This window comes from Primorskyibacter flagellatus (assembly GCF_900176485.1).
GTDB lineage: Bacteria > Pseudomonadota > Alphaproteobacteria > Rhodobacterales > Rhodobacteraceae > Primorskyibacter > Primorskyibacter flagellatus.
The window spans coordinates 1-26,288 of sequence record NZ_FWYD01000032.1 but is presented as its reverse complement, the minus strand read 5'-3'; the positions used below and the strand labels follow the sequence as shown (position 1 = coordinate 26,288).

The following is a 26,288-nucleotide window of genomic DNA, read 5'->3' as shown; positions in this document are numbered from 1 at the left end:
TCTGAAATAATGCGGAGGAACATGGGGCAAAAACGCTGACAAACAGCAGGTTTGCACAGAGTCCTCCGCATTATGGCCACCTGATGATAAGTCAAGGTTCACAAAAATGATGACCGTGATGCGGAGGCGATCGCCGAGGCCGCGACGCGCCCGACAATGTCATTCGTCGCGATCAAATCGGAAGAGCAGCTTGATCTTCAGGCTCTGCACCGAGCCCGCGAGCGGCTGGTGACCGAAAGGACACGCCTTACCAATCAAGGCCGGGGCTTTCTTATGGAGCGCGGCATTCGGGTCGGAGCAGGCCGCCACGTCTTCCAAAAAGAGCTGGTCAGATTGGTTGCGACAGGCACCACTGATCTTTCGCACCGTATCCTGTCGATGTTGTCAGACATGATGGCGGAGCTGGCCACGATCAACGACCGGGTCGAAGCGATCGACACCGAGATCAAGGCTCTGGCCAAGGCAGATGCCGACATGCAGCGCTTGATGGAAATCCCTGGCGTCGGCCCAACGATTGCCAGCGCCCTTGTGGCCGCCGTTGGAACCGGCAGCAGCTTTGCCAAAGGGCGCGATCTTGCCGCATGGCTTGGTCTCGTGCCACGTCAGATCACCACAGGTGGAAAAGCCAAGCTGATCGGCATCTCAAAACACGGCAACCGATACTTCCGCAAATTGTTCATCCATGGGGCGCGGACCGTTCTGCATCTCATGCGGGATCGAACATCGCCTATAACGCAATGGGCAGATGGGCTGAAAGAGCGGGCGCACGTGAATGTCGCTGCCGTTGCCATGGCCAACAAGATGGCGCGGATCGCCTGGGCCGTATTGACGAAAGGCGAGCGATATCGCCCCGCGGCGCTTGTGGGCGCATAGACACGCAACCGCGCAACAAATAGGAATCTGCGAGCGAGGAGGAGATGGACCAACGACCAATCGGCGTCTTGTCAGTCTGACGGGGAGCATGGCCCCCCAAGAGTGCCGATGAGCTAACGAGACACAGGACGCGCGACTTCCCATCTTGGTCAGGGGCAAATCGAATGGCCCCATTGAAAGACCGAATACATAGAAGCAGGGTCAAAGGGACATCAACAAAACGCTTGCAGGGGAAGGCAGTTCATACATACCCCCCGAAATTCGGACACAGACATAAGCTACGATTTGCAGTCTGCTGATCTTCGACGAGAAGGAGATCAGAGATGTCAAAACGCAAGCAGAACGCGCCGGCGTTCAAGGCGAAGGTTGCGCTGGAGGCCCTGAAGGGCGAGGAAACCGCAGCCGAGCTGGCGAGCCGGTTCGGGGTGCATCCGACGATGATCCATCAATGGAAGCGGGCATTGCTCGAAGGCGCCTCCGGTGTGTTCGAGCGCGGCGCTCGGCCATTCCGACCTGTGTCAGACCTGCTGCTTTTCGAGCATTGATCAGCGCCTTGCAAAAACGATGTGACCTGTGCTTCTGATCGTCTTTGTCATGCCGCCGGGTCACCTCTTTCGGCGCAAGCGGTAATCCCCGAAACCGTGCCGATGCTGCTTTGGGCGCTGCTGGTGCCCGGCGGCAAGGTCGATGGCTGGGAGACACCTTCTCGGTCGCTCGAGCCAATGCCCCTTGGCCTTGTCGCCTGAGATGATGAACCTTCACATGCTCGGACCGCGCCGCCAGGGAATTTCCACAGCATTCGCGATACGCCCCCATTGATGCGATCTAACGCTGGCGCACTTCGAGGTCTTCGTAGTTCTGTTCGATGAGCCGCGTTTCAAGCAGTTGGCCTCCACGATGGAGCAGCGGATAGGCTGCCGAAGACAGGTGGCTGTTGAAGTCCCTGATGCCGCCCGCCGTTTCGAGATGAATATCGCTGGAGGCAAAGCTGATCTGGACACCTTCGCTTAACCGTTTCAGATGTCGCTTGCGGCTCTTGCGTTCCAGGCGCGTCATTTCCTGTTTTTCCTCCAGAAGCAGCCGGGCGCTTTCTAGATCATCCGACACCAGCAGATTAGACGCAAGGACGATGTTGGCCAGCGCATGATCGTGCATCCGGTTCAGCTCGCCCGCGCCGTCCTCGGAAAAGCGCACGCCTTTTTCGGATCTCTCCCGGGCCAACGGGACCAGCCGTTTCGCCACGATATCACCCGCGGCTTCCACGGCGATGGCGTATTCGGTCAACTCGCGCACTGTCTTGGTGTCAGATTTGTTCAGGGAAACGCGCTGCAGGGCAGCGGCGTAGCGGCGGATCTCGTCGAGGGCGGCGTTCACGTGAGTGTCCTTGGCAATCACGCTACGCGCCGTATCAGCATTGAACTTGCTGTAGAGATCCATGACTGGCCGCATCATCGTCTCGACCAGTTGCACCATGCGCAGAACCTCGCGGCGCAGGCTGGCAATCGCGACATGCGGCCTGTCGAAAACCGTGTCGTCCAGCACGCTGCGATAGAGCGGCGACTGATCGTCGATGCTTGGCGGATCGTCCGGCAATAACGCCCTGAACGGCACCTCGAGCCAGTTGGAAAAGACGATCAGCGTAAGCAGCAGCGCATTGAACAGGATATGCGTGTTGATCAGCGTCTGCGCCGAATCCAGCGAGCCGATATAGGGCAGGATACTGGTCTCGTTCAGAACGAAGAGAGCCATGATCGCGCCGCTGCCCCGGACGACGATATTGGCCAGAGGCACGCGCCGTGCCCGGTTCTCCATGGATCGGGTCAACCACACGGGGATCAGGGCGCTGCCGAGATTGGCCCCCAGAACCAGCGAGACTCCGGCCGGCACAGGAATCGCTCCGATCGAGACCATCGTCACGCACATCAGGATCACTGCGACGCTCGAATGCATAGCAAAGGCCAGGCTGACGCCGACAATGAAGGCCGTCACGAAATCGCGCGCTAAGTAGTCGGCAATTGCCGGCAGGAAAGAGCTGTCGCGTATCGGATCCATGGTCTCGCGCAGGAACCTTAGCGAAATCAGAATGAAGGCGATGCCCAAGATGATGCGCCCGGCCTGGCGCAGGGGCCTGCGTTCCGATTTCACGAACAGACCGCCCCCCAATGCCAGCAAGACAGGCACCAGCCAGCTCAGATCGAAGGAGAACACCTGGATCAGCAAGGCGGAGCCCAGGTCCGCCCCCAATACCACCGACAGTCCCGCGCCGAAGGATATGGCGCTGACCGCCGTGAAACCGGAGACGAGAAGCGCAACCGCGGCCGAGCTTTGCAAGATGATCGCGAGCACCAGCCCCGATGCGGCGGCACTCACCCGGTTGCGGCTTGCGGTCAGGGCGCGTTTGAAGGACGGTCCGAAGGCGCGTTCTATCCCGGTCCGGACCATGCGCACCGCATAGAGCAGCAGCATCGTCGCGCCCATCAGCTCGATGACGAAGGCTAGGATCTGCATGATCAGACCCTTGCGCCGACCGAAAGGGCCACGCCCGCAGCCACGACCACGGCAGCTATGATCCGGCTGCCCCGCGGTCCCTCGGCAAACCACAGAACACCAATCAAGGCAGCGAAGATGACCGAGGTTTCGCGCAGGGCCGACACGATGCCGAGCGGGGCCGTCGTCTTGGCCAGCAGAACCAGCCCGTAGGCCGCGCCCGAGACGATGCCGCCGGTCAGCCCGATCCAGATCGCCTTGGACGACATGGCGCGAAACCTCGACCAACGCGTGCCAAAGACGTAGAGCACCACAAAAATCTCGGCGGCGAAAATCCAGCCGATATAGCTGCCCGGATTGTTCGAGACCCGGATCCCGATGCCATCGACGATCGAATAGCTTGCGATCACCGCGGCAAGACCCACTGCCGCCACCAGTCCGCTGCGGGCCGCTCGACTGGCGAAAGCTTCGCTCGCAAGCAGCATGATCCCGCCGGACACCGCGAAGACTCCGATCCAAGCCGTCAACGGCAGGTATTCGTCGGCCCAGATCACCGCCCCCAGCGCGATCAGGACCGGGGCGAACCCGCGCGCGATCGGGTAGACGACGCTCAGGTCTCCGGTGCGATAGGCCATGTTCAGTAAGATGTAGTACCCCCAGTGGATGACGGTGGTCGCCACGATATACGGGAAGGCCGCGCGGTCGGGCATGCCGTAGAGGTAGATCAGCACGCACCCCGGCACGACATGGCCCGAGGCGACGAGGCCCAAGACCAGCGTCCTGTCGCCGGCACCCTTGACGATGGCATTCCACAAGGCGTGCAGGAAGGCCGCGAAGACCACGATGAAAAAGGTTTCGCCGCTCATGTCGCGGTCTTCGTTCGCATGGCCGTTTCGGGCCGGCCGGCATGTGGCAGGAAAGAACGGGGGGCCGTGAGGGCCGTGGGCAAGGCACGGGTCGCGGGGGCCCGGCCTGTCAGCTCGATATTCACGCTATTCGGGCCATGGAAGGGAGTAGGTCTTGACGTTGGTGAAGAATTTCATCGCTTCGATGACACCTTCCTTGACCCCGTTTCCGCTGTCCTTGATGCCGCCGAAGGGCGACATCTCGATCCGGTAGCCGGGCTGTTCCCAGATATTGCAGGTGCCGACCTCAAGCCCGTTGATATAGGAAATAGCCCGGTTCAGGTCGTTGGTGCAAACGCCCGAGGACAAGCCGAAATCCGTCGAGTTCGAGATCGCCATAACCTCTTCATCGATATCGGAAACGCGTACGATCGGGATGATCGGCCCGAAGGTCTCTTCCATGACGAGCTCACTGTCGTGGGGCACATGATCCACGACGATCGGCGGCAGGAGAGCGCCGCGGCGTTCCGGGTGATAAAGGATCTTCGCGCCGTCCTTCTCGGCCTGCAGCACCCTGTTCTCGAACAGTTCGGCCGCCTGGGAATGGATCACGCAGCCCAGCTCCGTCTCGGGATCGCGCGGATCGCCGAACTTGATCCTCCTGGCCTTCTCCAGCACCAGCGGCACGAACTTCTCGGCCACACTCTCCTGCACCAGAATGCGCTTGATGGCGGTGCAGCGCTGGCCGGAGTTGCCGGTGGCACCGGCCACGGCGATAGTGGCAGCTTCCTCAAGGTCGGCGTCGGACAGATCGTTGCAGATGATCAACGGATCATTCCCACCCAACTCAAGCGCCTGACGCTTGTAGCCTGCCTTGGCAGCGATAATCTTGCCGACCGGCACCCCGCCAGTGAAGGTGATGATGTCGATGTTCTCGTTGGTGATCATCTCGTCGCCAATGTCCTGAGGCATGCCGGTCACCACTTGGAACATTTCCGGCGGCAGGCCCGCCTCGTAGAGGATGTCCGCCAGCGCAATGCAGGTCAGCGGCGTCAGTTCCGTCGGCTTGCAGACCATGCAGTTGTTGGTTGCAATCGACGGCGCGATCTTGTGGCTGACCATATTCAGCGGGTGATTGAAGGGCGTGATCGCCGAAATCGCGCGGACTGGCTCGCGCTTGGTGAAGATCTTGCGCGCCTTGCCGTTGTGCGTGAGATCGCAGGAAAAGATCTCGCCATTGTCCTTCATCGCCTCGGCGGCGGCGAATTGATAGACGTCCTGGGCCCGCTTGGTTTCATAGATCGCATGCTGGTGGCAGATACCCAGCTCCAGCGTCAGCCATTTTGCCAGTTCGTCGCGTCGCTCGCCGATCAACTCCCGTGCCCGTTGCAGGATCTGGCTACGCTCATAACGGCTCAGCCGGGGCCGGTAGTTCGCCGCGATCTCGAACGCGCGGCGGGCGTGTTCGGCGGTCCCGGCGGGCACGGTGCCTATCACCTCGTCGGTATAGGGAAAGAGCACCTCGACCACGTCGTCGGTAAAGACGACTTCGCCACCGATGCGCATGCCTTCGCTGCGGATGCGCGGATTCGTCATCGTGTTCATGCCGTGACATCTTCGAATGCGGCGGCCTTCGTTGCATAGTAAAAAGCATCGAAGTTGCGAAGCACCGGGGTCGAGGGCAAGTCCAGAACCCGGTTGCAGATGAACGGAACCTCCTGCTCGGTAAGCCCGCCGTGGCTACGCAGAGGCTCGTTCAGGGCGGCCAGATCGTGACGGTGCTCGGAGGTGCCGACGGTCATGTTTTCGGTCGAGATCATCACGATGTCACCGATCCGGTCCGCAGGCAGCTCGAAACGCTCGACTGCCTCGCTGCGGGTCATGGCCTCAAGGATCTCGGGCCGGGCCGCGAGCTTGGCGATGATCTCGGACACATTGGTGCCCTCTGGCAGGTAGGCGGTGGCAAATCCTCCGAGCGCGCCATGGTGCACCACATAAGGATCGGTGATCGGAAGAATGACACGCGCCGCCGCCTCGCCCAGCCACGCGTCAAGCAAATCCTGGACATAGATCACCTGGGGGTCGCCGTTGGCGTCGTGCTTGGGCTTCATGCCGTGATCGGCGGTCACGACAATGGCCGCTCCCAGCGCGTCGAGCTGCCCAAGATACTTATCGAACATCTCGTAGAACGCCTTGGCCTCAGCCTGGTCGGGGGCGTACTTGTGCTGCACGTAATCCGTGGTGGTCAGATACATCACGTCGGGCTTCCACTCTTCCAGAAGTTTCACGCCGGCGGCGAACACAAACTCCGAAAGCTCTGCCGAATAGACCTCGGGTTGCGCTATGCCCAGCCACTTGCTGGCCTGATCCTGACCGTGCTCGGCGCGTGTTGAGCTGTCAGATTTCTCGGCCGAGAAACATCTGGCGCGGTCTTCGTCGAACTTCAGACCGGCGCCCAGCAGCGCCCGCAGCTTGTCCTTGGCGGTGACGACGGCCACCCGGGCCCCGGCCTCATAGAATCTGGCGAAGATTGTCGGTGCGCGCAGGAAGCGCACGTCATTCATCATTACTTCCTCGCCGGTGTCGGGTTCGAAGAGATAGTTGCCGCAGATACCGTGAACGGCGGGCGGTCGCCCGGTGGCAATCGACAGGTTGTTGGGGTTGGTGAAGGAGGGAATGACCGAATGTGCCAACCGATCCGTGCCATGCTCCTTCATCCGCTTGAGCGTCGGCATCAAGCCGTCGGCGATCGCTTTATCAAGGTACTCTGGTTCGCAGCCGTCAAGACAGATCGCGATCGCACAGGTGCCGGGTGCCGAATAGGTGCGGTCGTTCGCCTCGACCGTGGAGGTGATGGTCATATCGATATCCTTGTAAGTACTATGCTGCGAGTTTCTTGCGCTCATCCAGCGCGGCCTGCGACGGGGCCGCGGTCGCCACGCCCATTTCCTCGAGCGTCTGCTTCGCGGCGGTCACGACCTGGCGCATGACATGCTCGTCCATTTGCCCGATACAGCCGACGCGGAAACTGTCCACCACGGTCAGCTTGCCGGGATAGATGATGAAGCCCTTGTCCTTCATACTCTGGTAAAAGCGCACGAAATCGAATTTCGGATCTGCCGGACAAAAGAATGTCACGATGATCGGGCTGAGCCAGCGGTCGACCAGAAGGGTCTCGAACCCGATCCGGCGCATGCCTTCGACCAGCACGTCGCGGTTGAGGGTATAGCGCGCGCCGCGACCTTCAACGCCGCCCTCCTCGCGATGCGCCTCAAGCGCCTTGAGAAAGGCCGCGACCACATGGGTAGGCGGGGTGAATCGCCACTGACCGGTCTTCTCCATCGTCGCCCATTGCGCATATACGTCCAGAGAAAGCGAATGACTGTTGCCCTTGGCGGCTTCGATCTCGTCTTTGCGGGCAATCACGAAGCCGAAGCCCGGGACACCCTCGATGCACTTGTTGGCCGAACTGACCATTGACGTGTATTTGACGCGCGAGGTATCCAGCGGCACGGCACCGAAGGCGGACATGCTGTCGATCAGCACCTTGCGTCCCGCGGCATGCGCAGCGTCGGCCAACTCTTCGACCGGGTTCAGAATGCCGGAGCTGGTTTCACAGTGGATGATCAACACATGCGTGATGTCCGGATCCCGCTTCAGAATCGCGGTGACCTCATCACCGCGCGGCGGCAGGTAGTCGCCCTTGTTGACCAAGTGAAAATCCCGGCCTAGGTACTCCATCGTCTGGGCCGCCCGCAGACCGTAGGCACCGTTCGCAAGAACCAGCACCTTGCCGTCCTCAGGAACGAAAGACCCCAGCATCGCCTCGACGCAGTAGGACCCAGAGCCCTGGATAGGCACGCAGTCGTACTCCGCCCGCTCCTCTCCGAGCAGCGCGAGCAACCGGCTACGCATCTCGCGGGTCATGGCCCGGAAATCGTCATCCCAGCTGCCCCAGTCGCGAAGCATAGCCTCCTTGACTTCGAAAGACGTCGTCAACGGCCCGGGCGTGAGCAGATATGGCTCGCCCAGCTTGGGTGCATTTATCTTCGCCACGGCAGTACACATGACAGGTTCCTTGATCTGACGATGTTTCTCACAAGGTCTATGTCCGGCCGAAGTATTTGAAAAATTGTTAATAGCAATGGTATAAAAGGCTGACCCTATATAACAAGGGCGTACATCATAGGGAAGGTCAGCGAGTGAATTACAGCCAGATCAGGGCATTCCATTATGTCGCGGTGAGCGGCGGCTTTTCCCGCGCCGCCGAACGCCTCTCGCTCACCCAACCGGCGGTGTCGGAACAAGTGCGCAAGCTCGAGAGCGATCACGACGTCCTGCTCTTCAACCGCGAACGCAAGCAGATCACCCTGACACCTCTGGCCGAGCAGCTGTTGTTGACAACAAAACAGCTATTCGAAGTCGAGGAACGCATAAATGACCTGCTCTCGGAACGCCGGGCGGCGCTGAAGGGTCATCTCAGGATCATGGTGGATAGCGCCTTTCACCTCACCGACCGCCTGGTGCGGTTTCGAGAGAAATACCCAGAGGTCTCCATCTCGGTGCTGACCGGAAACAGTGAGGACGTGGTGGAAAGCCTGAGAAACTATGACGCAGAGATCGGGGTCGTGGGTAGCCAAGACCCAGGCTCCGACATGCACATGGTAAGCTTGGGCAATTCGGCGATCGTGGCGGTGGCGGCCAAGGCATTTCTGAGCGACCGGATCGATCAGATCCGGCTTTCGGATCTGAAGAGATACCCGCTGATCCTGCGCGAAAAGGGCTCGAAAACCCGACAGAAGCTGGACAGGGAGGCTTTACAAAAAGGTATCACCCTCGTGCCGACTGTGGTCGCTGAGGGGCGCGAAGCGATGCTTGAGATCGTAGGATCCGGACTCGGCATTGGTTTCGTATCTGAAGCTGAATTCGGCAGCGACCCAAGGCTGATCAAGATCGCCCTGACAAATACTGACTTGGCGATGTCAGAGACGCTGATCCACCTAAAGCAGCGAAAGAACCTGCGGATTATCAGGTCCTTCATGAACTGTTGAGTGGTCTACGGAAGAGAGGGAGGAATCAGATTGGCTATCTTGTCGTGAAGTGGGCCCCGCGAGAGCCCTAAACCCACGGCAGCGACGTAAGGAAGTCCAGATGAACCGCGCCGGGTTTGCCGGATGGTTACAAACCCTTAGCTACGGCTCCTGATCTGGCTCGGAGTAAGGCTGGTCTCCGCCTTCATCACCGAATAAAACTGGCTGAGGGAGCCAAATCCAGCCTCATGCGCGATCTGGGTTGCGCTCAAGTCGGTATCAAGCAGAAGAGCCCGTGCGGCAGCCACCTTGGAGCGCCGGATGTAGGACCCCAGTGTGACACCGGTATTGGATTTGAATTTTGTGGTCAGGTATTTGGGATTCATGCCTAGCGCATCGGAGATAGATTGGACCGACACGTTGGCACCATCATCCTGTTGCATCTGTTCGATCACCCGACGCATCAGTTCGCCGAACTGCCGCGATGCCGAGCGTTTGTAGCCGTACGACTCGGTGTTATCGCTCGCCTCGAAATCCAACCGTCGGATAAAGGAAAGCAGCTCGAGCTGAACGATTTGCAGGAGTTCGTCCTCTCCAGAGTTGATGTCCTTGAACCATCGATGGAAGGTCGATTTTCCATAGTTCTCAGGAGGAAATGCGACCTTGGCTTGTCCTTCCAAGTAGTCGGATATCTGTTGGACCGGGAAATTCCACTGGAACGCGCTTTCCAGTGGGATATTGACCACATAGACCTCACCGTGGATGTCGCTTTCCGCGACACGATGCGGAAAGGCCGCCCAGAAGACCGCGACTTGCCCGGTATCCACCGCGATCATGTCACTGGTCATTTCATATGTGATGGGAGTGCCGGCACAAAACACGATTTCAAGGTGCATGTGCCAATGGGATCGCGGCATCACCGTGGGCACGCGTCGAATGGCGCGAAATTGGCCGGTCTGGTCCCCGGGTGAAAGAAACATCGCTTTATCCTAGCGGCTGCGCCGGACACACCGCAGGCAAGGATGCAGATCGCCCGCGTCAATCATTGTACCGACATATCGATGTGACCATCCCAGCCTCAACTGCCCCGCTGCATCATTTATCCTTGAACGCCGAGTCAGCCAATTTTTGAACCTCTTCAAAAACGCCCGGCGCGGCTACAACTATCCGGCCGCCATCTCTTAATATATCAGCCGTGCTTTGATGTTCGATCCGACCGCCCGCTTCAGAGATCAATAACTGCCCAGCCAAGCAATCCCAAGCATTCATATGTTCTTCGATGTAGCCAAGAAAGCGCCCGGAGGCGACATAAGCTAGGGACAGAGCCCCGGACGCGTTGCGGACGAATACGCCGCCCCGTGCCAGGAGCAATTCGATGAGACGAACAACGCCGCGTGCATCGCGACGGTTCGAATATCCAAGTCCAAGGCTGCCACTGAGGAGATCCGTTCCTCTACCGATCTGTAAAATCTCTCGGTTCATCCAAGCACCTTTCCCCTCCATCGCAACAAACAGCTCGTCGTGACAGGGGTCGTAGATCACGCCGCAAACCGTTCTGCCGTCCTGAACTCCAGCCAGCACCACCGTCCAGGCCGGAATGCCCGAGACGAAGTTCGTCGTGCCGTCGATTGGGTCAATCACCCAGGTGAAGCCAGACGTGCCTTCGATCGGGTCGTGTTCTTCACCGATCACCGCGTCGTCTGGAAATTCAGAGCGCAAACGCTCGCGCATGAGCAGTTCCACCGCGTGGTCGGCGGCGCTGACGAAATCCTGGTGACCCTTGCGGGACACGCAAAGATTTCCAAGGTCGGCGAAATAGGCCCTGGCGAGGCGTCCAGCAGCACAAGTGATTTCGGCCGCCATTTCACTGCGAATCTCGGGAGTCACATCGGGTCTCCACGACTAACAAATCTGTCGGGCCGGTCGGTGTTTATCAGATCGATGCCCCAGGAGTTCAGTGTGTAGACCTCCTGATCGGTACCGTATTGGGCATAGACCATGGGACTGGCCCCGGCGTTACGTGCCTCGTCTGCAAGGACGCGGTCGTGCAAATCCGTTTCGAACTCGATGACATCAGCCGCATAGGCTGCCAAAGCCTGATCGACCGAGGCATGGTCTCGGGCCCGGACCATTAACCGCAGTTCTGGATGGGTTTTCTTGAGCCAGGTCAATACAGATGGATCAAAAGACCAGAAAAAACATCTGGGTGTCAGGCCAAACCGATCTACGGCTGCCGCCACCAGCCCGGGATCGGCCTGCTTGATCTCGACCATGAACCCGTATCCTGGTCCGGCCATGGAGAGCATCTCGTTTAGCGTTGGAATGCGTTCGTCGGACGTCTCGCCGGAGGCATCGGTGAGCCAAAGCCGTTTCAACTCAGCCAAAGGCATGTCCGCCACAGCGCCCTGTCCGTCGGTCATCCGGTCCACCGTGGTGTCATGCAGGATTACCGGCTGCCCGTCGGCCGAGGTCTGGATATCAATCTCGACGTAGTCGTATCCGTTTCGAAAACAGCCCGCCGCCGAGCGCAGAGAATTCTCCGGCCCGAACAGCGTGCTGCCGCGATGGCATACCAGTGCCCGTGGTTGCGCGGGACTACGCATTCACGACCAGACCTTCTGTGTCCGAAGCCGCCAGCGCCGAGTTTTCTGCCTCGCTCCACCCATGGGGCAAGTACCCTTCGTGCGCCGCCAGAAGGCTGTCGGTCAGCGCCCAGATCTGCTCAAGGGACAACTCTGCGCCGGTATGCGGATCGAGGGCCAGCGCCTGGTGGATATACTCGCGTTTGCCTGAGACCAGCGCCTCGACCGCGCAGGTCTGCGGCGCGATATTGGTTAGCATCATCGCGGCAAGATGCGCGGGCAGGGCCCCTACCCGTATCGGCTGCACCCCGTTGCGATCGACCAGACAGGGCACCTCGACGCAGGTACCGGCGGGCAGGTTGTCGATCAGGTTGCGGTTGGGCACGTTGCCGTGAATCACCACCGGCTCGCCTGTGACCGACGCGCGGATGATCTGGCCGGCATATTCCTCGCTCTGCTCGACCGCGATGGTGTCTGCGGCAATGAGGTCTTTTTCCATGTTGGCCCAGCGCGCGATCTGTTTCTCACAGCGGCGCGGATAGTCGTTCAGCGGGATATTGAACCTTTCAATCAGCTCTGGCGCATTGGACTTGATGTACCACGGAACATATTCCGAGAAATGCTCGGACGATTCCGTGACGAAATAGCCAAACCGCCGCAGGATATCATATCGCACGCGTTCATCGTCGGGCACCGCATCCGAATGGGCAAAGGCCTGCATCTCAGGGTAGAGGTCCTTGTACCCGGTTGCGTCGCGCAGCTCGAACCGGGTGAAGAACGCCATGTGGTTGATGCCTGCGCATTCAAAGCGGATATCAGCAATGTCCTTGCCGAGGTGCTCGGCCAGCATGGCCGAGGTTTTCTGAACCGAGTGGCACAGCCCGACGACCTTGATGTCGGGTGCTAGGCGGCTCAGCGCCCAGCAGTTGATCGCCATTGGGTTGACGTATTGCAGCATCAGCGCATCCGGGCAGTAGCGGCGCATGTCATTTGCGATGTCCAGTAGCACCGGAACCGTGCGCAGCCCTCGCATGATGCCGCCCGCCCCGAGCGTGTCGGCGATGGTCTGGCGCAGGCCGACTCTGTCGGGCACGTCAAAGTCGATCACCGTAGACGGGCGATAGCCCCCGACCTGGATCATCACAATCACGAAATGCGCTCCCTCCAGCGCCGCCTGTCGATTTGTCGTCGCCGAGATACGGGCATCCGCGCCGACGGATTTCGCGATCTTGCTGGCCACCATTTCCGAGGTCCGCAGCCGCCCTTCGTCGATATCCATCAGCGCGATGTCGAGTTGGCCCAGTTCGGGCATCAGCATCACGTCACCGAGAATCTTCTTGACGAATACGGTGCTGCCGGCACCGATAAATGCAATCTTGGTCATAGCTATCTTCCTTTGTTCACTTCGGTGCCGGCGGAGGCGGCAGGATTCTGTCACTGTGCCGGATGCGGTTGCGCATCTGCCGGGCAAGGTATCTGCGTTCCACGGCGGCGTATTCCGGGTCCGAGGCGATGTTGCGCAGCTCATGCTGATCGCTCTCGAGGTCGATCAGCACCGGGTCGGACCCGGGAAAGAACGCATGTTTGAAGCGCTTGTCGCGGATCACGGTCATCACGCAGTCATCGTCATCCAGTCCGTGCGCACTCAGGTATTCGGACGTCACCGCGTTGCGGTAGGTGAATTCCCAGACCACGTGATCGCGCCAGTCTGCGGGGCTTTCGCCCTTGAGGAAGGGCAGCAGCGACCGGCCATCAAGGTGACCGGGCACCTCGCAACCCAGCCAGTCGAGCAGCGTTGGAATGGTATCGACCGCCTCGCTCAACGCCTCGACGGCATGGCCCGCGCTGGCGCGGAACTGTGCACCCGGGGCGCGGATTATCAGCGGCACATGGGTACATTGATCGTGCCAGGACGCCTGCTGACACAGGTAATGGTCGAACATCATTTCGCCGTGATCGCTGGAGAATAGGATCAGCGTGTCCTCCCATTGTCCGGTCTGTTTCAGCTGATCGAAAAGGCGTCCAAGGTTCGCGTCGATCTCTGCCATCAGGGCCAGGTGGATGGCGCGGATCGACCGCCAGTCCTGTTCGTCAACCTCGGCAATGCGCCCTGCCAAATCCTGATGCACGCTGGCACCCGCGTCACCCTGCGCGATCTGGTGGGCCAGGTAGGGATGCGCCGCGGCTTCCTCGGCGGCGTCCTCGGCGCGGATCGGCGGGGCAAGGTCCGCAGGATTGACCAGACTGTTGTATGGTTCCGGCGCGATCGTGGGGTTGTGCGGGCGGAGGTAGCACAGCGCCGCGCACCACCCCTCGGCCTGCTCGCGTTGCCAGCTCATCAGTCGATCAGTCAGATAGGCCGTATCGCTGTCCTCGGCGCGGTACTTGGCAGGGTAACCCGCTGCGCCGCCGGTAGCATTGGCGCGCGTCCGGTCCGGGTCGTAGACATCAGAATGGTCGGTGTACTCAACACCCTCGGCGCGAAGGTGGGCCAACCATTCATGCGGATTGTTGTCGGGCTGGTGACAGCCGACTTCGAACCCGGGAAGCGGTTGGTAGCCGGGGCCTCGGCGCGGGTCGCCCTCAGAAAACTCACGCGGGTCCAGCGTGGTGTCGGTATAGCCGAACAACGTCGGTGCGTAGCCGCTGTCACGCAGGTAGTGTGCAATCGTCTTGTGCCGCGCGTTCAAGGGCGTGCGGTTCTTGAGGACGCGGTGGGTCTGGGCATAAAGCCCTGTGAACAGGCTCGCCCGCGACGGCGCACAGGGCAGAACCTGCGTGAAATGCTGACGAAAGGACACCGCCTCTCGTGCCAAGGCATCGAGGTTGGGTGTGTAAGATCGTTTTGATCCGAACTGATCGTGACGCCATTGGTCGGCATAGATCAGCAGGATGTTCTTCTTTCTGATGCTCAATTTGCAGTCTCGCTTGCAGGTGTTTCGTAGGGGTTCAGCCGCGGCACGGCAGCAATCAGGTTGGCCGTGTACCTGGCCTTGGGACTCACAAATATTTCCGGGCTTCTGCCGTGTTCGACCACCTTGCCGTGCTCCATCACCACCACTTCGTCACACAGGCTGGAGGTCACGGCCAGGTCGTGGGAGATCAGCAGGATCGACAGGTCCAATTCCGCCCGGAGCTGTTTCAGAAGAGCTATGATGCGCGCCTGTGTCGACACGTCGAGCGCCGAAAACGGCTCATCACAGACCACGAGTTCCGGTGCGACGACAAGGGCGCGGGCAATGGCGATCCGCTGGCGCTGACCGCCGCTGAAGGCATGCGGGAAACGGCCCATCGCGTCGCCCGGCATTTCGCATTTTTCCAGCATGGCGCGGGCCCGGTCGCGGGCCTGGGCCCCGCGAGCCAACCCGTGCTGAACAATCGGTTCGACCAGTGTCTCCTCGATCGTCTGCCAGGGGTTGAGCGATGCATAGGGGTTTTGAAACACCATCTGCGCCTTGCACCAATATTGCTTCAAAGCGCGCGGTCGGAGGCCGGTGATTGTCTGGGTCTCGCCCTGACTAGGGTGAAACTCGATCTCACCTTTCGTGGTGGGCACCAATCCCAAGACGGCACGCGCCAAGGTGGTCTTGCCCGACCCGCTTTCACCGACCAGCCCCATAATGCTGCCGCGCTGCATGGTCACGGAGACATTCGAGAGTACGCGTTTCGGAAACGCCTTCTTGCCGGTAAAGGACGAGGCCCCGGGGTATTTCACCTCGACGTCGCGGACCGTCAGGATCGGATCGTGTGACGTGGTTTCGTCGCGCGCCACGCGCCCCGGCACGGCCATGTGGGGCACGGCCGCGACCAGGGCTTTTGTATAGTCATGGCGCGGGTTTCGCAGCGTACTGCGGGTGGTCCCGGCTTCCACCAGCCTTCCGTTCTGCATGACCAGAACGCGATCCGATACCTGAGCGGCCACGGCCAGGTCATGGGTGACAAAAAGCATGCCTGCCCCGACCCTTTCCTGCACCTGTGACAACAGCCTCAAGACCTGCGCCTGGATTGTCACGTCGAGCGCGGTCGTGGGTTCGTCCGCAATGATCAGTTTCGGGCTGCAGGCGATGGCACGGGCGATCATCGCACGTTGCAACATGCCGCCTGAAAACTCGAATGGATAACGTTCAACGGCAATCTCTGGCTCACGGATGCCGACCTGGTCCAACAGTTCCGCTGCCTTCGCCATGACGGCCGGTTTTTTCATCCGGAAGTGCTGTGTCAACGGTTCCCCGACCTGTTCCCCGATCTTGTGGACCATCGAGAAGGCGCTCATCGGTTCCTGGAACACCATGCCCAGTTCGCGACCGCGCAGCTTATTCATGCGACGCGCAGGTACTTGCGATAGATCCAACTGGCCGAACTGTTCGGAGGCGAATGCAATCTCTCCGCTTTTTATCGCCGTCGATGGAGGCAGAAGTCCTAGCACGGCGAGCGACGTCATGCTCTTGCCCGAGCCGCTTTCGCCGACAAGGGCCACGGTTTCTCCCCGGGCAATGGTCAGGTTGATGTCGCTGACCAACTGGAATTCGGGCCTTCCCGCAAGCGAGATGGTCAGGTCTTTTATGTTGAGTACGTGTGTCATGATGGCGTCAGTAATTTGCTGGGTCGGCTGCGTCTCTGACGCCGTCGCCAATGAAGTTCAGAAGCAGTACGACCACGACGACAAACAGGCCGGGGATCAGATACCAGGGCGTGAGCATGATGGCGGAAATTGACTGGGCGGGCAGAAGCATCACTCCGAGGCTAACCACCGGTTCCCGCAGGCCAAGGCCAAGGAAACTCAGCGATGTTTCCGCGATCATGATGGTGGAAAATGCGAGGGTGAGATCGACGATCAGATATCCTGTGAAGGCGGGCAACATGTGGCGCAGGAAAAGCCGCGTTGACGAACATCCCGCCAGCTTGCCGGCGAGGACGTGCTCATCGGTGTGCATCGAAATCACCCGCGATCGCACCCTGCGCGCCAGCGTCGTCCAACCGATCAGCGCGAGGATGACGGTCATTACCAGATAGACCTGCATCGCCGTCCAGTCGCGCGGCACGGCGGCGGCAACGGTGAGCCAAAGGGGCAATGTCGGGATCGACTGAATAAATTCGATGATCCGCATGATGACAGTGTCAAACCAGCCGCGCAGATAGCCCGCCATACCGCCGATCGCGACCCCAAGGACGAATGCCGTGAGGACCGCGGCAACCCCGATAGACAAGCTGGTGCGGAAAGCAAACAGGGTTCGGGAAAAGATGTCGCGGCCTAGGCGGTCCGTGCCGAACAGGTGCAGGTATCCGTCGCCGGAGACACCGAACAGGTGCAAATCGCTTTGGAAAAGGCCAAGAAGCTCATAGTTCGAACCGCGTACGAAGAACTTAAGGTTCCAACGTTCGGTGTCATCGGTACGCACCACGCGTTTCAATGTGACTGGATCACGGCTGGTGATCCGTGCCGGCACTAGGGGCCAGGGTTGCAGCCTTCCTTCCTCGTTGACGAAAGTGATGCCCATCGGCGCGCCGTCGCTGTAAGCGCGGTTGCGCTCTTGTGGGGAATAGGGCGCGATGAATTCCGCGAAGACCGCCAGGGCAATCAGCAGAGCAAACAGTTTCAGACTGATCGAGGCGAGGCGATTGCCGTGAAAAACGCGCCTGGCCAGCTGGAGTCGCGACAGCTCGGTCGGGTTCATGTCGATAGCGGTCATCGTGCGCTCTCCACGCTTTGCCGGATCCGGGGGTCCAGTGCGAACAAAAGCAGGTCAGAGATGAGCGTGCCAATCACGACGAGCAAGTAGTAGATCAGCAGGATCGATCCGGCCAAGGGCATATCCTGGTTGACGAGTGATTGGAGGAAAACCGGCCCCATATCTGGCAGGGACAGCACGATACCGACAATCGGCGCGCCAGAAATTACGCTGGTCAATTCCCATCCGATGGTCGCCACGATTGGGATCAGGGCAACGCGCGTTGGGTACTTAAGAACGGCGCGGCGCATGGGCAGCCCCGTAGCCCGGGCCGAAGTCACATAAGGCCGGTTGAGCTCATCCAGCATGGTGGATCGCATGGTGCGCACCTGAGCGGCGGTACCGGCCGTACCCAGAACGAGGACCGGGATGATCAGATGTGTCAGGAAATCGACGACTTTCGCAGTGGTCCAGGGTTCGCCCAAGAATTCGGGCGACAGGACACCACCGGCGGAAAGGCCGAACCACCTCTGCCCAAAATAAACCAGGATCAGGGCCAACAGGAAATTCGGGGTGGCGAGGCCGATATAGCCGATGAAGGTTGCGGAATAATCGACCACCGATTGCCGCCGCACCGCGCTGTAGATACCGAGCGGGATGCCCACAGCATACACGACAAAGAGGGCACCGAAAGAAATCGCCAGGGTCAGGGGAAGCCGTTCGGACAGCACGTGGGAAACGGGCTTCTGGAACTCGAAGGAATATCCCAGGTCACCGGTCAGGACGCTACCGATCCAGGAGACGTACTGCACGAGGAAGGGGCGGTCGAGGCCATAGGTTTGACGGATGTTCTCGACTTCGTCGGGGGTGACCCGGTCGCCTGCGGCGGCCCGTGCCGCGGCCCAGGCGTCAGCGTAGTCGCCCGGCGGAAGTTGAACCAGATAGAAGACGACAAAGGAGAATGCAAAGAGCACCACCACTGCTGACTGGAGTCTTTTGTATAGGAAAAACAACATTATCCCTGCTGCCTCGCGTTTTCAGGTGTTGGCGGTGCCACCTTGTGGACCGCCAGCAGGTCTTTGTCAGCACATGGGATCAATCAGCAGGGTAATACCACTGATCCACGCGCCACGGTTGAAGGTACCCGGTGTAGGACGTGTTCCCGATGGTCGTGATTTCGGGCACGTTCTTCAGGTCCTTGTTGATCACGCTGACCCGCGGCAGCGATGAAAAGATCCCGATGATCGGCATCTGCTCGCGGTGAATGTCCGTGATCTTGTCGAGCGCGGCGTTCCAGGCCTCGGAACCGGGGGCTTCCCTTGCCATCTCCGGGCCGAGCGCGACCAGATCATTGATCCAGGCCGGGGGCTCTTCGCCCTGGGAGCCGTTCGTGTTGATCCAGTCCATCCACGGCACGCCCATCAACGGGTCGTTGATGTGGAACGGCGGGACAAGGGTGTCGACCCCGCCGGCCAGCACCGGGTAGGTCGGCTGATCGTAGATCATGGTGATGTCCAGCGCGTTGGCACGACCCTTGTCGCCCAGGTCGACCGACGAGATCTCGCGCAGTTGGGTGTCAATCCCGACCGAGCGCCACATCTCGGCAACCAGCGTCGGAAAGTCCGGAGCGCCGGTGAACTGGGTCGAATACTCCCAGATGATCGAGAAGGGCTCGCCATCGGGGCGCAGGCGGAATCCGTCCGGCCCCATCTTCATCCCCATCTCGTCAAGCAGCTGGCCGGCGGCCTCGGGGTCGAACCCGGAAAAATGCATCTGGTCGCCGGGCTTCTCGGTGGGCGTGCCATGAGGCAGGGCGCTGCCGGGTGTGCCCAGCCCCAGGAACAGCGTCTCGCTGACCTCGTCGCGGTCGATTGCCATGCTCATCGCCTGGCGGAACCGCACGTCGGCGTAGATCGCGCGCACGGCCGGGTCCTGGTGGGTCTGGTTGAAGGCGATATAGGGTCCCTTGTTCCCCTCAGGCAGGATTACCTTGTAGATGCCACCGGCTTCGTTTTCCTTGAGCGCCGAGTAAGATTCGATCGGACCCAGGGATTTCTGGTCGACGTTGCCGTTGATGATCTCGATCACATAGAGGCTCGGGTCGATGAACCGTTCCCGGTGACGGTCGACATAGGGCAGCTGCTGACCCGCGCTGTCAACGTGGTGGTAGTAGGGGTTTGGCACAAAGTCGCGGTGCGTCTCCTCCGGGGCGGTGACCATGATATGGCTTTCCAGCGTCGGCACCTCCAGCCCGAGCGCGGAATGCGTCGTGCGGTCCATCCAGTGGCCCCAGCGCAGCCGGAACCAATCCGCCCATGTGTTATGCCCGGCGGCCTGTGCCTTGGCATCCGCATCCTCGGCGAAATCCCCGTGGAAAGGGATCAGCGCGTGTTTTGGCGCAAAGGCGGCATAGAATTGGCCCTGCGTGACCAGATGCTCCAGCAAATTCGGTTGCGGGACATCGAAAACGAACTTGACCGTCACCTCATCGATTACCTCCGCACGAGATCCGACACTCCAAGGCGCGCGCGTCGTGGGATAGAGCTCTTCGTTGTTGATCAGGTCGTTCAGCCAGAACGCGACATCGTGTGCAGTGAAGGGCGTGCCATCCGACCACTTGTGCCCCTTCCGCAGGGTAAAGGTAATTTCGGTGTAATCGTGGTTCCACGCCCACGATTTGGCGACGTCGGGCTTGATAGTGCGCAGGTCATCGTCGACCCGTACCAGCTGAACCTGACGCCAAGACAGACCCTCTGACGTATTCGATTCCAGCTTGCGCGCCAGGTAGCGCATTTCGCCGCCATAGGTCCCGCAATCTTCATAGGGCAGGATGACCAAGGGCTCCGCAGGCAGACGTTCCGATACAGGCGGCAGAGGGCCGCGATTTACCAGTTTCTCCAAATTAGGGTTGTCGTGAAAAGTAAGGCTGTCTCCTGTCTGCGCCTCAAAGGCCGAAAGTTCCACCTGATCAAGTCCGTGATGGGCGATGCCGCTGGGCGATGCCACGGTCGGGCATTGGTCGGACATTGCAGTCGTTGCCAGAAGTGATGCGGTAAACACAGTAGAATAAGAAAGCTTGGGCATTGTTTCTCCTCCCTGATGGGGCCTTAGCGCGATGCAATAATGTTCTGTCTTCGAGTGCGGAACTTGACATGAGTTTGCGAGCCTTTTGTGACCCTGGCATCTATGTTCGAGAGAAATTGATCCGGAAAAGTTAGATTCCCTGCCAGAGTGCTCGTGAGATATGGGCCGAGCATCTGCGATGTGCCGTGTGGGGCAGCCCGCACGGCAGTGCTTGTCTCGCCGAGCAGACCTGCTAGTAAACATTCCCTTTTCCTCTGAGTGACCTTCCGGCCGCCGGCATACGACAGGTGCCGTTCCGACAGACCTCGCTCGCCCATTGCGCGGCGCAGAAACAGGCACCAAGGGTGCGCTACGTACCCCGCGCTCCGGATGTTGAGATTCAGGCTGCAGTCAGGACACGCACCATCGGAAAATTCTTGGTCAGAGTGTCGCGCACGTCGCCCAGCCTTTCTGCGGCCACCAGCACCACGATCGAGCCACCGAAACCGCCCCCCGTCAACCGCGCGCCGATCGCTCCCGCCGCCAGAGCGCCATCGACCAGCCTGTCGATTTCGGGCAGGGATACGGCGTAATCGGCGCTTTGCGAGTGGTGACTGGCGATCATCAAATTCGCAAATGCCGCCGCATCGCCCGCCTCCAGTGTCTTTGCGCCGCGCTTCACGCGGTCGTTCTCGGTCACGATATGACGTGCGCGCCGGTTCAGCGGTTCGTCCAGCGCCTCGATCCGCTCCATGTCGTCGAGATCGAGATTGCTCAGCGCCTCCACCCCCAACGCCTTGCAGGCGGCCTGACATTCGGCGACGCGGGTGGCATAGCCACCGTCGGTCAGCTTGTGCGACGCGCCGGAATGCACCACGAGGAACGAGTAGCCCTCAGGTAATGGCACCGGTTCGTGGTGCAGTGTCCTCGTGTCGAGAAAGACCGCTTGGGCGACCTCACCTACCGAAACAGCGAATTGGTCCATGATGCCGCAGGGCATGCCGACAAATTCGTTCTCGACCTTGCGGGCCAGCTTCGCCACGGTGACCGGGTCGGTCTCCGTGCCAAACAGAATGTCAGCGGTGCGCAGAGTGCAGACCTCGATCGCCGCGGAACTGGACAGGCCCGCGCCCATCGGCAGGTTGCTGACGACCATCGCGGTGAGGCCGGAGCCTTCCTTCAGACCGGGCGCGTTGCGGAAGCTGCCAAGCACGTAGTCCGACCAGGCATCGCTGGCGTTCTCGCACAAATCGCGGACCTCTTCGCTCTCGAAATCCGCGCTGGCCACGCGCAGCTTGCCGGCCGTGCCGCCCTGGCCCGCCGCCATCGCAGTGCCCAGCCGGAGCGGCATCGGCAGGACGAGGCCGCCGTTGTAATCTGTGTGCTCGCCCAGCAGGTTGACCCGGCCCGGCGCAAAAGCCACCGCCTCGGGCGGAATGCCGAAATGCGCCTTGTAGGCCTCGGCCACCCGCGCCAGCAGGATGTTGGCGGCGTTATCGATCATGTGTTGTCCCCGACTTGTAATGCACTTCGGATTGCTCCCGCAGGCGCGCAGCGGCGGTCTCGGCGGTCAGGTCGCGCTGCGCCTCGGACAGCATTTCGTAGCCGACCATGAACTTGCGCACCGTGGCCGAGCGCAGCAGCGGCGGATAGAAATGTGCGTGCAACTGCCAATGGCCGTGATCGCCCTCCGTCAAGGGCGCACCGTGCCAGCCCATGGTGTAGGGAAACTCGGTCTTGAACAGATTATCGCAACGGGTGCAGAGGCGCTTGAGCACATCGGCCAGCGCGTCGCGCTCGTCGGTGTCGAGGTCCGTCAGCCGCAGCACGTGGCGCTTGGGCATCACCATGGTCTCGAACGGCCAGATCGCCCAATATGGCACGACAGCGATCCAATGCTCATTCTCGACTACGGTCCGGGTGCCGTCGGCGGCCTCGCGCGCGGCATAGGCGACCAGCAGGGTCTCGCCGGTGTCCTCGGCATGTTGCCGCTGGCACTGGTCCTCACAGGCGACCTCGTTGGGAATGAAGTCGCTGGCCCAGATCTGGCCGTGCGGATGCGGGTTGGAACAGCCCATAACCGCGCCCTTATTCTCGAAGATCGCCACCCAGTCGTGGTCCTTGCCCAGGTCCTCCAGCTGTTCGGCCCAGAGATCGACCACCCGGCGAATGCAAGCAACTGACAGTTCCGGCAGCGTCAGGTCGTGACGCTCGGAGAAACAGATCACCCGCGCAGTGCCGCGCACCGTCTCGGCGCGGAACAGCGGATCGTCGTCCTGCACGGCCTTGGGCTTGTCGCTCAGCAGCGCGGGAAAATCGTTGTCGAAGACGAAGGGGCCGTCGTAGGTCGGGTTGACCACGCCGTTGACCCGCGTGTTGCCGGAACAGAGGAAGCACGTGGGATCATGCGCAGGCTTGTCGTCGCCCGCGGCTGCCTCGACCTGGCCCTGCCAAGGCCGCGTGTTGCGATGCGGCGACACCAGCACCCATTCACCCTTGAGCGGGTTGTAGCGGCGGTGCGGATCTTCGGTGAATTCGGGCTCTGCCATGGCACCCTCCCTTTCCTCTATTTCGCGAACGGCCCGAATTTTGGGGCGCGGTGCCAGTTCCAGGCGGTCTCGATGATGGTCTCAATGTCGGGGGTCTGCGGAGACCAGCCCAGCTCTTCCCGTGCGCGGCGGCTGTCGGCTACCAGAACCGCGGCGTCTCCCGCACGGCGCGGCGCAATCCGGTAGGGGATCTTGTGGTTCTTGCCGATCACCTTTTCGGCGGCGTTAATCACCTCCTTGTTGGAAAAGCCGTTGCCATTGCCGAGGTTGAAGGCATGGGTGCCGGGGTTCTTCTCCATGTAGTCGAGCGCGGTGAGGTGCGCCGAGGCGATATCGTCGATATGGATGTAGTCGCGAATGTTGGTGCCGTCGCGGGTGTCGTAATCGTCACCGAAGATCTCCAGCCCGTCGCGTTCGCCCATGGCTGCCAGCAGCACATTGGGCACCAAGTGGGTCTCCGGATCGTGCGCCTCGCCGATCTCCCCAGAGGTATGGGCACCGGCGGCATTGAAGTAGCGGAAAAAGACCGAACGGATGCCGAAAGCATGGCCGTAATCCGCCAGCACCTGCTCGATCATCAGCTTGGACCGGCCATAGGGATTGAGCGGCACCTTGGGGTGGCCTTCGTCGATCAACTCGGCCTGCGGATTGCCGAAGATCGCCGCGGTCGAGGAGAACACAAACTTGTCCACCCTGGCCACCCGCATTGCGTCCAGCAGGTTCAATGTGCCGGTGACGTTGTTTCGGTAGTAGATGTCGGGTGCCGCCACAGACTCGCCCACCGCAATCAGCGCCGCGAAGTGGTAGACCGCATCGAAATCGTGCTCGGCAAACACGGCGTCAAGCGCGTCGCGGTTCAGCAGGTCGCCCTGCACCAGCGGCACGTCGCCCACCGCGTCGGCGTTGCCTTGCGACAGGTTGTCGAAGACCACGACATCGTAGTTGTTCTGCACAAGCTGGCGCACCATGTGCGAGCCGATATAGCCGGCACCGCCACAGACAAGTATCTTGGCCAAGTGAGCATCCTATGGATTTCGCGCGATGCGCCGTTGTGATGTCAGCGAGTACGCGCTTCGGTCTCGGCGTCAAACAGGTAGGCGCGGGCCGGATCGAAGCTGAGCAATACGCGCGCGTCGGGCGCTGAGCGATGAGCGCAGCGTTTCTCTGCGATTCGCCGCTCGTCGATGTGGTCTTGGGTTTTTTCGTAGGAAACGCCGTCGAGTGCCTCGAATCTGCATTCTCTGGTGTAGTTCATGTTAGTTCCCTGTCCTCCGTTTCGCAGGCTGGATTTCTAGCAGTGGCGACGGCTTCGCTCGGAAGCGTTCCGAAAACCGTAACGCCACTATTTGCGCTCACGCTCAAATACCGATTCAGCTGCAGAGTATCCATGGACACGAAAAAATTGAAAATCTAATATCCCTATATTAGAATAAGCCTAATCTATACACGTCACAGATTGACCAGCGGGGCGGATTCTCGCGACATGCTGCTCGAAGCTGTGAAGCGACGGACAAGCGCCCTCAGTCCAACGGGACATCCGAGGCCTTCGTGAAGGCATTTAAGTGCGCCTAGGCCCTCGCGGACCTGCCCGCTGATTGATCACCTATCGCCGACCGGTCTGCTGATTGCCTTGGCAGGCGCGCCATTAGCGCTTCCGGGGTTTGATCAACAGCGTGGCGCTCCCTTTTCAAATGAGAGGCCGCCCTGCCCCGCTCCAGCCTTCGGCGTCGCCCGCGCGACGCGTCAAATGATCTGTTCTGGCAACCCCTCGGGGATCAGGACCAGAAGTCGCGCACCTTGGTAAACACTGCCCGCGCGGGCCAGCTGTAACGGCAAAATTGGTCGAGCTCGAAGTCGCCCTCCAGTTGGCGCTCGAAACGATCCCGCACCGCTTTGCGGTTGGCTTGAGACCGCTTCTCAAGGTTGGCCTCGATCACCTCGAGACAGATCTGCCGCCAAGCTGTAAAGTGCACCTTCCCGGCGCTGCGCTCGATTTAGGCAACGCCCGATGATCAATGGCTCGGACCGTGATCTCCACCCCCTCAGACAATTAATGCAACATGTATAACCGCCCCTTGCGCAAGAGGTAATTTCGGAGCTGATAGTGACGCGTTATCGGGTGCTGACATGTATCCGGCCTCTGATGCAGCGCACTACATGCTGCGGGCCCGTATGGTGTTCGAAGTTCAAGGTCAGATCAGTCCCGCGTGCTCATTGGCACATGTTGCATACTGACTTGTTGAACCTGTCTCACGACTATTGCGCCAAACTACTCCTTGCCCTCTTACGCTCCGACGTTCTCGCAGCCACGGCAGCCTTATGCTGCCGCTACCGGAGACTGGTAGACATCACCACGGGCCATCAAGGCCCAGACGATGCGCGCCATTTTGTTTGCGAGTGCCACCCGAACTAACATCGGTGGCTTGCGTAGCAGCAGATTACCCAACCACGTTCCTGGCTGAGCCTCTTGATGGATGTGTCGTTTGATTATGACACTGTTCGCACCAATAATTAGCAATCGTCTCAGAGTTCGCTCTCCCATCTTAGTCGTTGCCCCAAGCCTTTGCTTGCCGCCCGTCGAATGTTGACGCGGCACCAGCCCAAGCCAGGCCGCAAAATCACGCGCCCTCCGGAAGTTTTCTGGTGGCGGAGCAAGAGTAGCAATTGCAGTGGCAATCAGCGGGCCGATACCTGGTACTGTCATCAGGCGCCGCGCAAGATCGTCTTCTTTGGCCCGGCGGGTGATCTCGGCATCAAGCTTGGCAATTTCAGTTTCAAAATGCCCGAGTGTTGCAATGAGGGCTTGAAACGTTGCAATGGCTTCCATTGGCAGTTCACACTCTGAACACTCGACGAGTGCCACGAGCTTCGAGGCATTTGCTACGCCTTGGGGTACGATTTGCCCGAATTCATTCAAGTGCCCTCGCAAGGCATTGATGGTTTGGGTCCGCTGCCGGATGAGAAGTTCCCGGACGCGGAAAACCATTGCCGCGCCTTGCGTTTCTTCGCTCTTCACGGAAACAAACCGCATTGTCGGGCGCACCGCAGCCTCACAAATCGCCTCGGCATCTGCCGCATCGTTCTTTTGCCTCTTCACTTATCATCAGGTGGCCATAATGCGGAGGTGCGTGGGACAGTCGCTTGATAGCCACTCATTTTTGCCGTTATGCGACGGCTTTGCTCCGCATTA

At 60.3% G+C, this 26,288-nt stretch carries 21 protein-coding genes and 3 pseudogenes; 4 read left to right on the top strand and 20 right to left on the bottom strand.

Translation table 11 applies throughout. The annotated features are described in order from the left end of the window. Nucleotides 1-111: 111 nt before the first annotated feature. From B8991_RS19805 to B8991_RS19795, 3 genes and pseudogenes are all read left to right on the top strand, one after another. Nucleotides 112-873, top strand: a pseudogene (locus B8991_RS19805) (IS110 family RNA-guided transposase); the annotation flags it as partial. A gap of 323 nt (nt 874-1,196) precedes the next feature. After that, a pseudogene (locus B8991_RS21275) lies at nt 1,197-1,361 on the top strand (transposase); the annotation flags it as partial. Nucleotides 1,362-1,439: 78 nt separating this feature from the next. Then, the gene (locus tag B8991_RS19795) at nt 1,440-1,619 is read left to right on the top strand and encodes a hypothetical protein (protein ID WP_084355015.1); all 180 of its coding nucleotides are present in this window, start codon (nt 1,440-1,442) and stop codon (nt 1,617-1,619) included. Between the two features lie 79 nt (nt 1,620-1,698). Here the strand turns inward: B8991_RS19795 and B8991_RS19790 are convergent, their stop codons facing one another. The 5 genes from B8991_RS19790 to B8991_RS19770 form a co-directional block, all read right to left on the bottom strand. Beyond that, nucleotides 1,699-3,381, bottom strand: a complete 1,683-nt coding sequence (locus B8991_RS19790) for a Na/Pi cotransporter family protein (protein ID WP_084355014.1) — start codon at nt 3,379-3,381, stop codon at nt 1,699-1,701. A gap of 2 nt (nt 3,382-3,383) precedes the next feature. Next, on the bottom strand, nt 3,384-4,226 hold the full coding sequence (locus B8991_RS19785; protein WP_084355013.1) for a DMT family transporter: 843 nt from the start codon (nt 4,224-4,226) through the stop codon (nt 3,384-3,386). A gap of 126 nt (nt 4,227-4,352) precedes the next feature. Next, nucleotides 4,353-5,810: a phosphonoacetaldehyde dehydrogenase gene (gene phnY / locus B8991_RS19780; protein ID WP_232825040.1), complete on the bottom strand. Its 1,458-nt coding sequence runs from the start codon at nt 5,808-5,810 to the stop codon at nt 4,353-4,355. Then, the gene (phnA, locus tag B8991_RS19775; protein ID WP_084355012.1) at nt 5,807-7,066 is read right to left on the bottom strand and encodes a phosphonoacetate hydrolase; all 1,260 of its coding nucleotides are present in this window, start codon (nt 7,064-7,066) and stop codon (nt 5,807-5,809) included. Before phnA ends, phnY begins: the two co-directional genes overlap by 4 nt. A 19-nt stretch (nt 7,067-7,085) precedes the next feature. Next, nucleotides 7,086-8,273 carry a 2-aminoethylphosphonate--pyruvate transaminase gene (locus tag B8991_RS19770; protein ID WP_084355011.1) on the bottom strand — a complete coding sequence of 396 codons (1,188 nt, stop codon included), beginning with the start codon at nt 8,271-8,273 and terminating at the stop codon, nt 7,086-7,088. Between the two features lie 134 nt (nt 8,274-8,407). Here B8991_RS19770 and B8991_RS19765 point away from each other — a divergent pair, with 134 nt between their 5' ends. Then, nucleotides 8,408-9,256, top strand: coding sequence for a LysR substrate-binding domain-containing protein (locus B8991_RS19765; RefSeq protein ID WP_084355010.1), 849 nt, complete (start codon nt 8,408-8,410; stop codon nt 9,254-9,256). A 137-nt stretch (nt 9,257-9,393) separates the two neighbouring features. Here B8991_RS19765 and B8991_RS19760 read toward each other — a convergent pair whose 3' ends face one another. The 15 genes and pseudogenes from B8991_RS19760 to B8991_RS19695 form a co-directional block, all read right to left on the bottom strand. Continuing rightward, on the bottom strand, nt 9,394-10,215 hold the full coding sequence (locus B8991_RS19760; protein WP_084355009.1) for a helix-turn-helix domain-containing protein: 822 nt from the start codon (nt 10,213-10,215) through the stop codon (nt 9,394-9,396). 115 nt (nt 10,216-10,330) lie between these two features. Then, entirely contained in the window at nt 10,331-11,122 is a 792-nt protein-coding gene (locus B8991_RS19755) for an inositol monophosphatase family protein (RefSeq protein ID WP_328588534.1), read from the bottom strand. Further along, entirely contained in the window at nt 11,119-11,838 is a 720-nt protein-coding gene (locus B8991_RS19750; RefSeq protein ID WP_084355007.1) for a glycerophosphodiester phosphodiesterase, read from the bottom strand. The genes B8991_RS19755 and B8991_RS19750 overlap by 4 nt, the downstream gene beginning before the upstream one ends. Beyond that, complete coding sequence (melA, locus tag B8991_RS19745) at nt 11,831-13,201, bottom strand: alpha-glucosidase/alpha-galactosidase (RefSeq protein WP_084355006.1); 1,371 nt, start codon at nt 13,199-13,201, stop codon at nt 11,831-11,833. The genes B8991_RS19750 and melA overlap by 8 nt, the downstream gene beginning before the upstream one ends. Nucleotides 13,202-13,217: 16 nt before the next feature. Beyond that, entirely contained in the window at nt 13,218-14,732 is a 1,515-nt protein-coding gene (locus tag B8991_RS19740; RefSeq protein ID WP_157960660.1) for a sulfatase-like hydrolase/transferase, read from the bottom strand. Next, nucleotides 14,729-16,399, bottom strand: a complete 1,671-nt coding sequence (locus tag B8991_RS19735) for a dipeptide ABC transporter ATP-binding protein (protein ID WP_084355004.1) — start codon at nt 16,397-16,399, stop codon at nt 14,729-14,731. Before B8991_RS19735 ends, B8991_RS19740 begins: the two co-directional genes overlap by 4 nt. Before the next feature lie 7 nt (nt 16,400-16,406). Continuing rightward, nucleotides 16,407-17,507: an ABC transporter permease gene (locus B8991_RS19730; protein WP_084355003.1), complete on the bottom strand. Its 1,101-nt coding sequence runs from the start codon at nt 17,505-17,507 to the stop codon at nt 16,407-16,409. Further along, the gene (locus tag B8991_RS19725; protein WP_084355002.1) at nt 17,504-18,502 is read right to left on the bottom strand and encodes an ABC transporter permease; all 999 of its coding nucleotides are present in this window, start codon (nt 18,500-18,502) and stop codon (nt 17,504-17,506) included. Before B8991_RS19725 ends, B8991_RS19730 begins: the two co-directional genes overlap by 4 nt. A gap of 79 nt (nt 18,503-18,581) precedes the next feature. Further along, the gene (locus B8991_RS19720) at nt 18,582-20,570 is read right to left on the bottom strand and encodes an ABC transporter substrate-binding protein (protein ID WP_157960661.1); all 1,989 of its coding nucleotides are present in this window, start codon (nt 20,568-20,570) and stop codon (nt 18,582-18,584) included. A 379-nt stretch (nt 20,571-20,949) separates the two neighbouring features. Next, on the bottom strand, nt 20,950-22,053 hold the full coding sequence (gene galK, locus B8991_RS19715) for a galactokinase (protein ID WP_084355000.1): 1,104 nt from the start codon (nt 22,051-22,053) through the stop codon (nt 20,950-20,952). Then, nucleotides 22,043-23,098 (bottom strand): UDP-glucose--hexose-1-phosphate uridylyltransferase, encoded by a 1,056-nt coding sequence (locus tag B8991_RS19710; RefSeq protein WP_084354999.1) that lies wholly within the window; start codon nt 23,096-23,098, stop codon nt 22,043-22,045. The genes galK and B8991_RS19710 overlap by 11 nt, the downstream gene beginning before the upstream one ends. A 17-nt stretch (nt 23,099-23,115) precedes the next feature. Further along, nucleotides 23,116-24,114, bottom strand: coding sequence for a UDP-glucose 4-epimerase GalE (gene galE / locus B8991_RS19705; protein WP_116599910.1), 999 nt, complete (start codon nt 24,112-24,114; stop codon nt 23,116-23,118). Nucleotides 24,115-24,155: 41 nt separating this feature from the next. Continuing rightward, complete coding sequence (locus B8991_RS19700; RefSeq protein ID WP_084354998.1) at nt 24,156-24,353, bottom strand: hypothetical protein; 198 nt, start codon at nt 24,351-24,353, stop codon at nt 24,156-24,158. Nucleotides 24,354-24,873: 520 nt separating this feature from the next. Beyond that, entirely contained in the window at nt 24,874-25,035 is a 162-nt protein-coding gene (locus B8991_RS21610; RefSeq protein WP_157960662.1) for a hypothetical protein, read from the bottom strand. A gap of 380 nt (nt 25,036-25,415) precedes the next feature. Then, nucleotides 25,416-26,195, bottom strand: a pseudogene (locus tag B8991_RS19695) (IS110 family RNA-guided transposase); the annotation flags it as partial. Nucleotides 26,196-26,288: the final 93 nt, after the last annotated feature.

Bases quoted from the DNA above. Each gene is read 5' to 3' on its own strand.
- B8991_RS19790 (WP_084355014.1), bottom strand. From the start codon at position 3,381: ATGCAGATCCTAGCCTTCGTCATCGAGCTGATGGGCGCGACGATGCTG.
- B8991_RS19785 (WP_084355013.1), bottom strand. From the start codon at position 4,226: ATGAGCGGCGAAACCTTTTTCATCGTGGTCTTCGCGGCCTTCCTGCAC.
- phnY (WP_232825040.1), bottom strand. From the start codon at position 5,810: ATGAACACGATGACGAATCCGCGCATCCGCAGCGAAGGCATGCGCATC.
- phnA (WP_084355012.1), bottom strand. From the start codon at position 7,066: ATGACCATCACCTCCACGGTCGAGGCGAACGACCGCACCTATTCGGCA.
- B8991_RS19770 (WP_084355011.1), bottom strand. From the start codon at position 8,273: ATGTGTACTGCCGTGGCGAAGATAAATGCACCCAAGCTGGGCGAGCCA.
- B8991_RS19760 (WP_084355009.1), bottom strand. From the start codon at position 10,215: ATGTTTCTTTCACCCGGGGACCAGACCGGCCAATTTCGCGCCATTCGA.
- B8991_RS19750 (WP_084355007.1), bottom strand. From the start codon at position 11,838: ATGCGTAGTCCCGCGCAACCACGGGCACTGGTATGCCATCGCGGCAGC.
- melA (WP_084355006.1), bottom strand. From the start codon at position 13,201: ATGACCAAGATTGCATTTATCGGTGCCGGCAGCACCGTATTCGTCAAG.
- B8991_RS19735 (WP_084355004.1), bottom strand. From the start codon at position 16,399: ATGACACACGTACTCAACATAAAAGACCTGACCATCTCGCTTGCGGGA.
- B8991_RS19730 (WP_084355003.1), bottom strand. From the start codon at position 17,507: ATGACCGCTATCGACATGAACCCGACCGAGCTGTCGCGACTCCAGCTG.
- B8991_RS19725 (WP_084355002.1), bottom strand. From the start codon at position 18,502: ATGTTGTTTTTCCTATACAAAAGACTCCAGTCAGCAGTGGTGGTGCTC.
- B8991_RS19720 (WP_157960661.1), bottom strand. From the start codon at position 20,570: ATGCCCAAGCTTTCTTATTCTACTGTGTTTACCGCATCACTTCTGGCA.
- galK (WP_084355000.1), bottom strand. From the start codon at position 22,053: ATGATCGATAACGCCGCCAACATCCTGCTGGCGCGGGTGGCCGAGGCC.
- B8991_RS19710 (WP_084354999.1), bottom strand. From the start codon at position 23,098: ATGGCAGAGCCCGAATTCACCGAAGATCCGCACCGCCGCTACAACCCG.
- B8991_RS19700 (WP_084354998.1), bottom strand. From the start codon at position 24,353: ATGAACTACACCAGAGAATGCAGATTCGAGGCACTCGACGGCGTTTCC.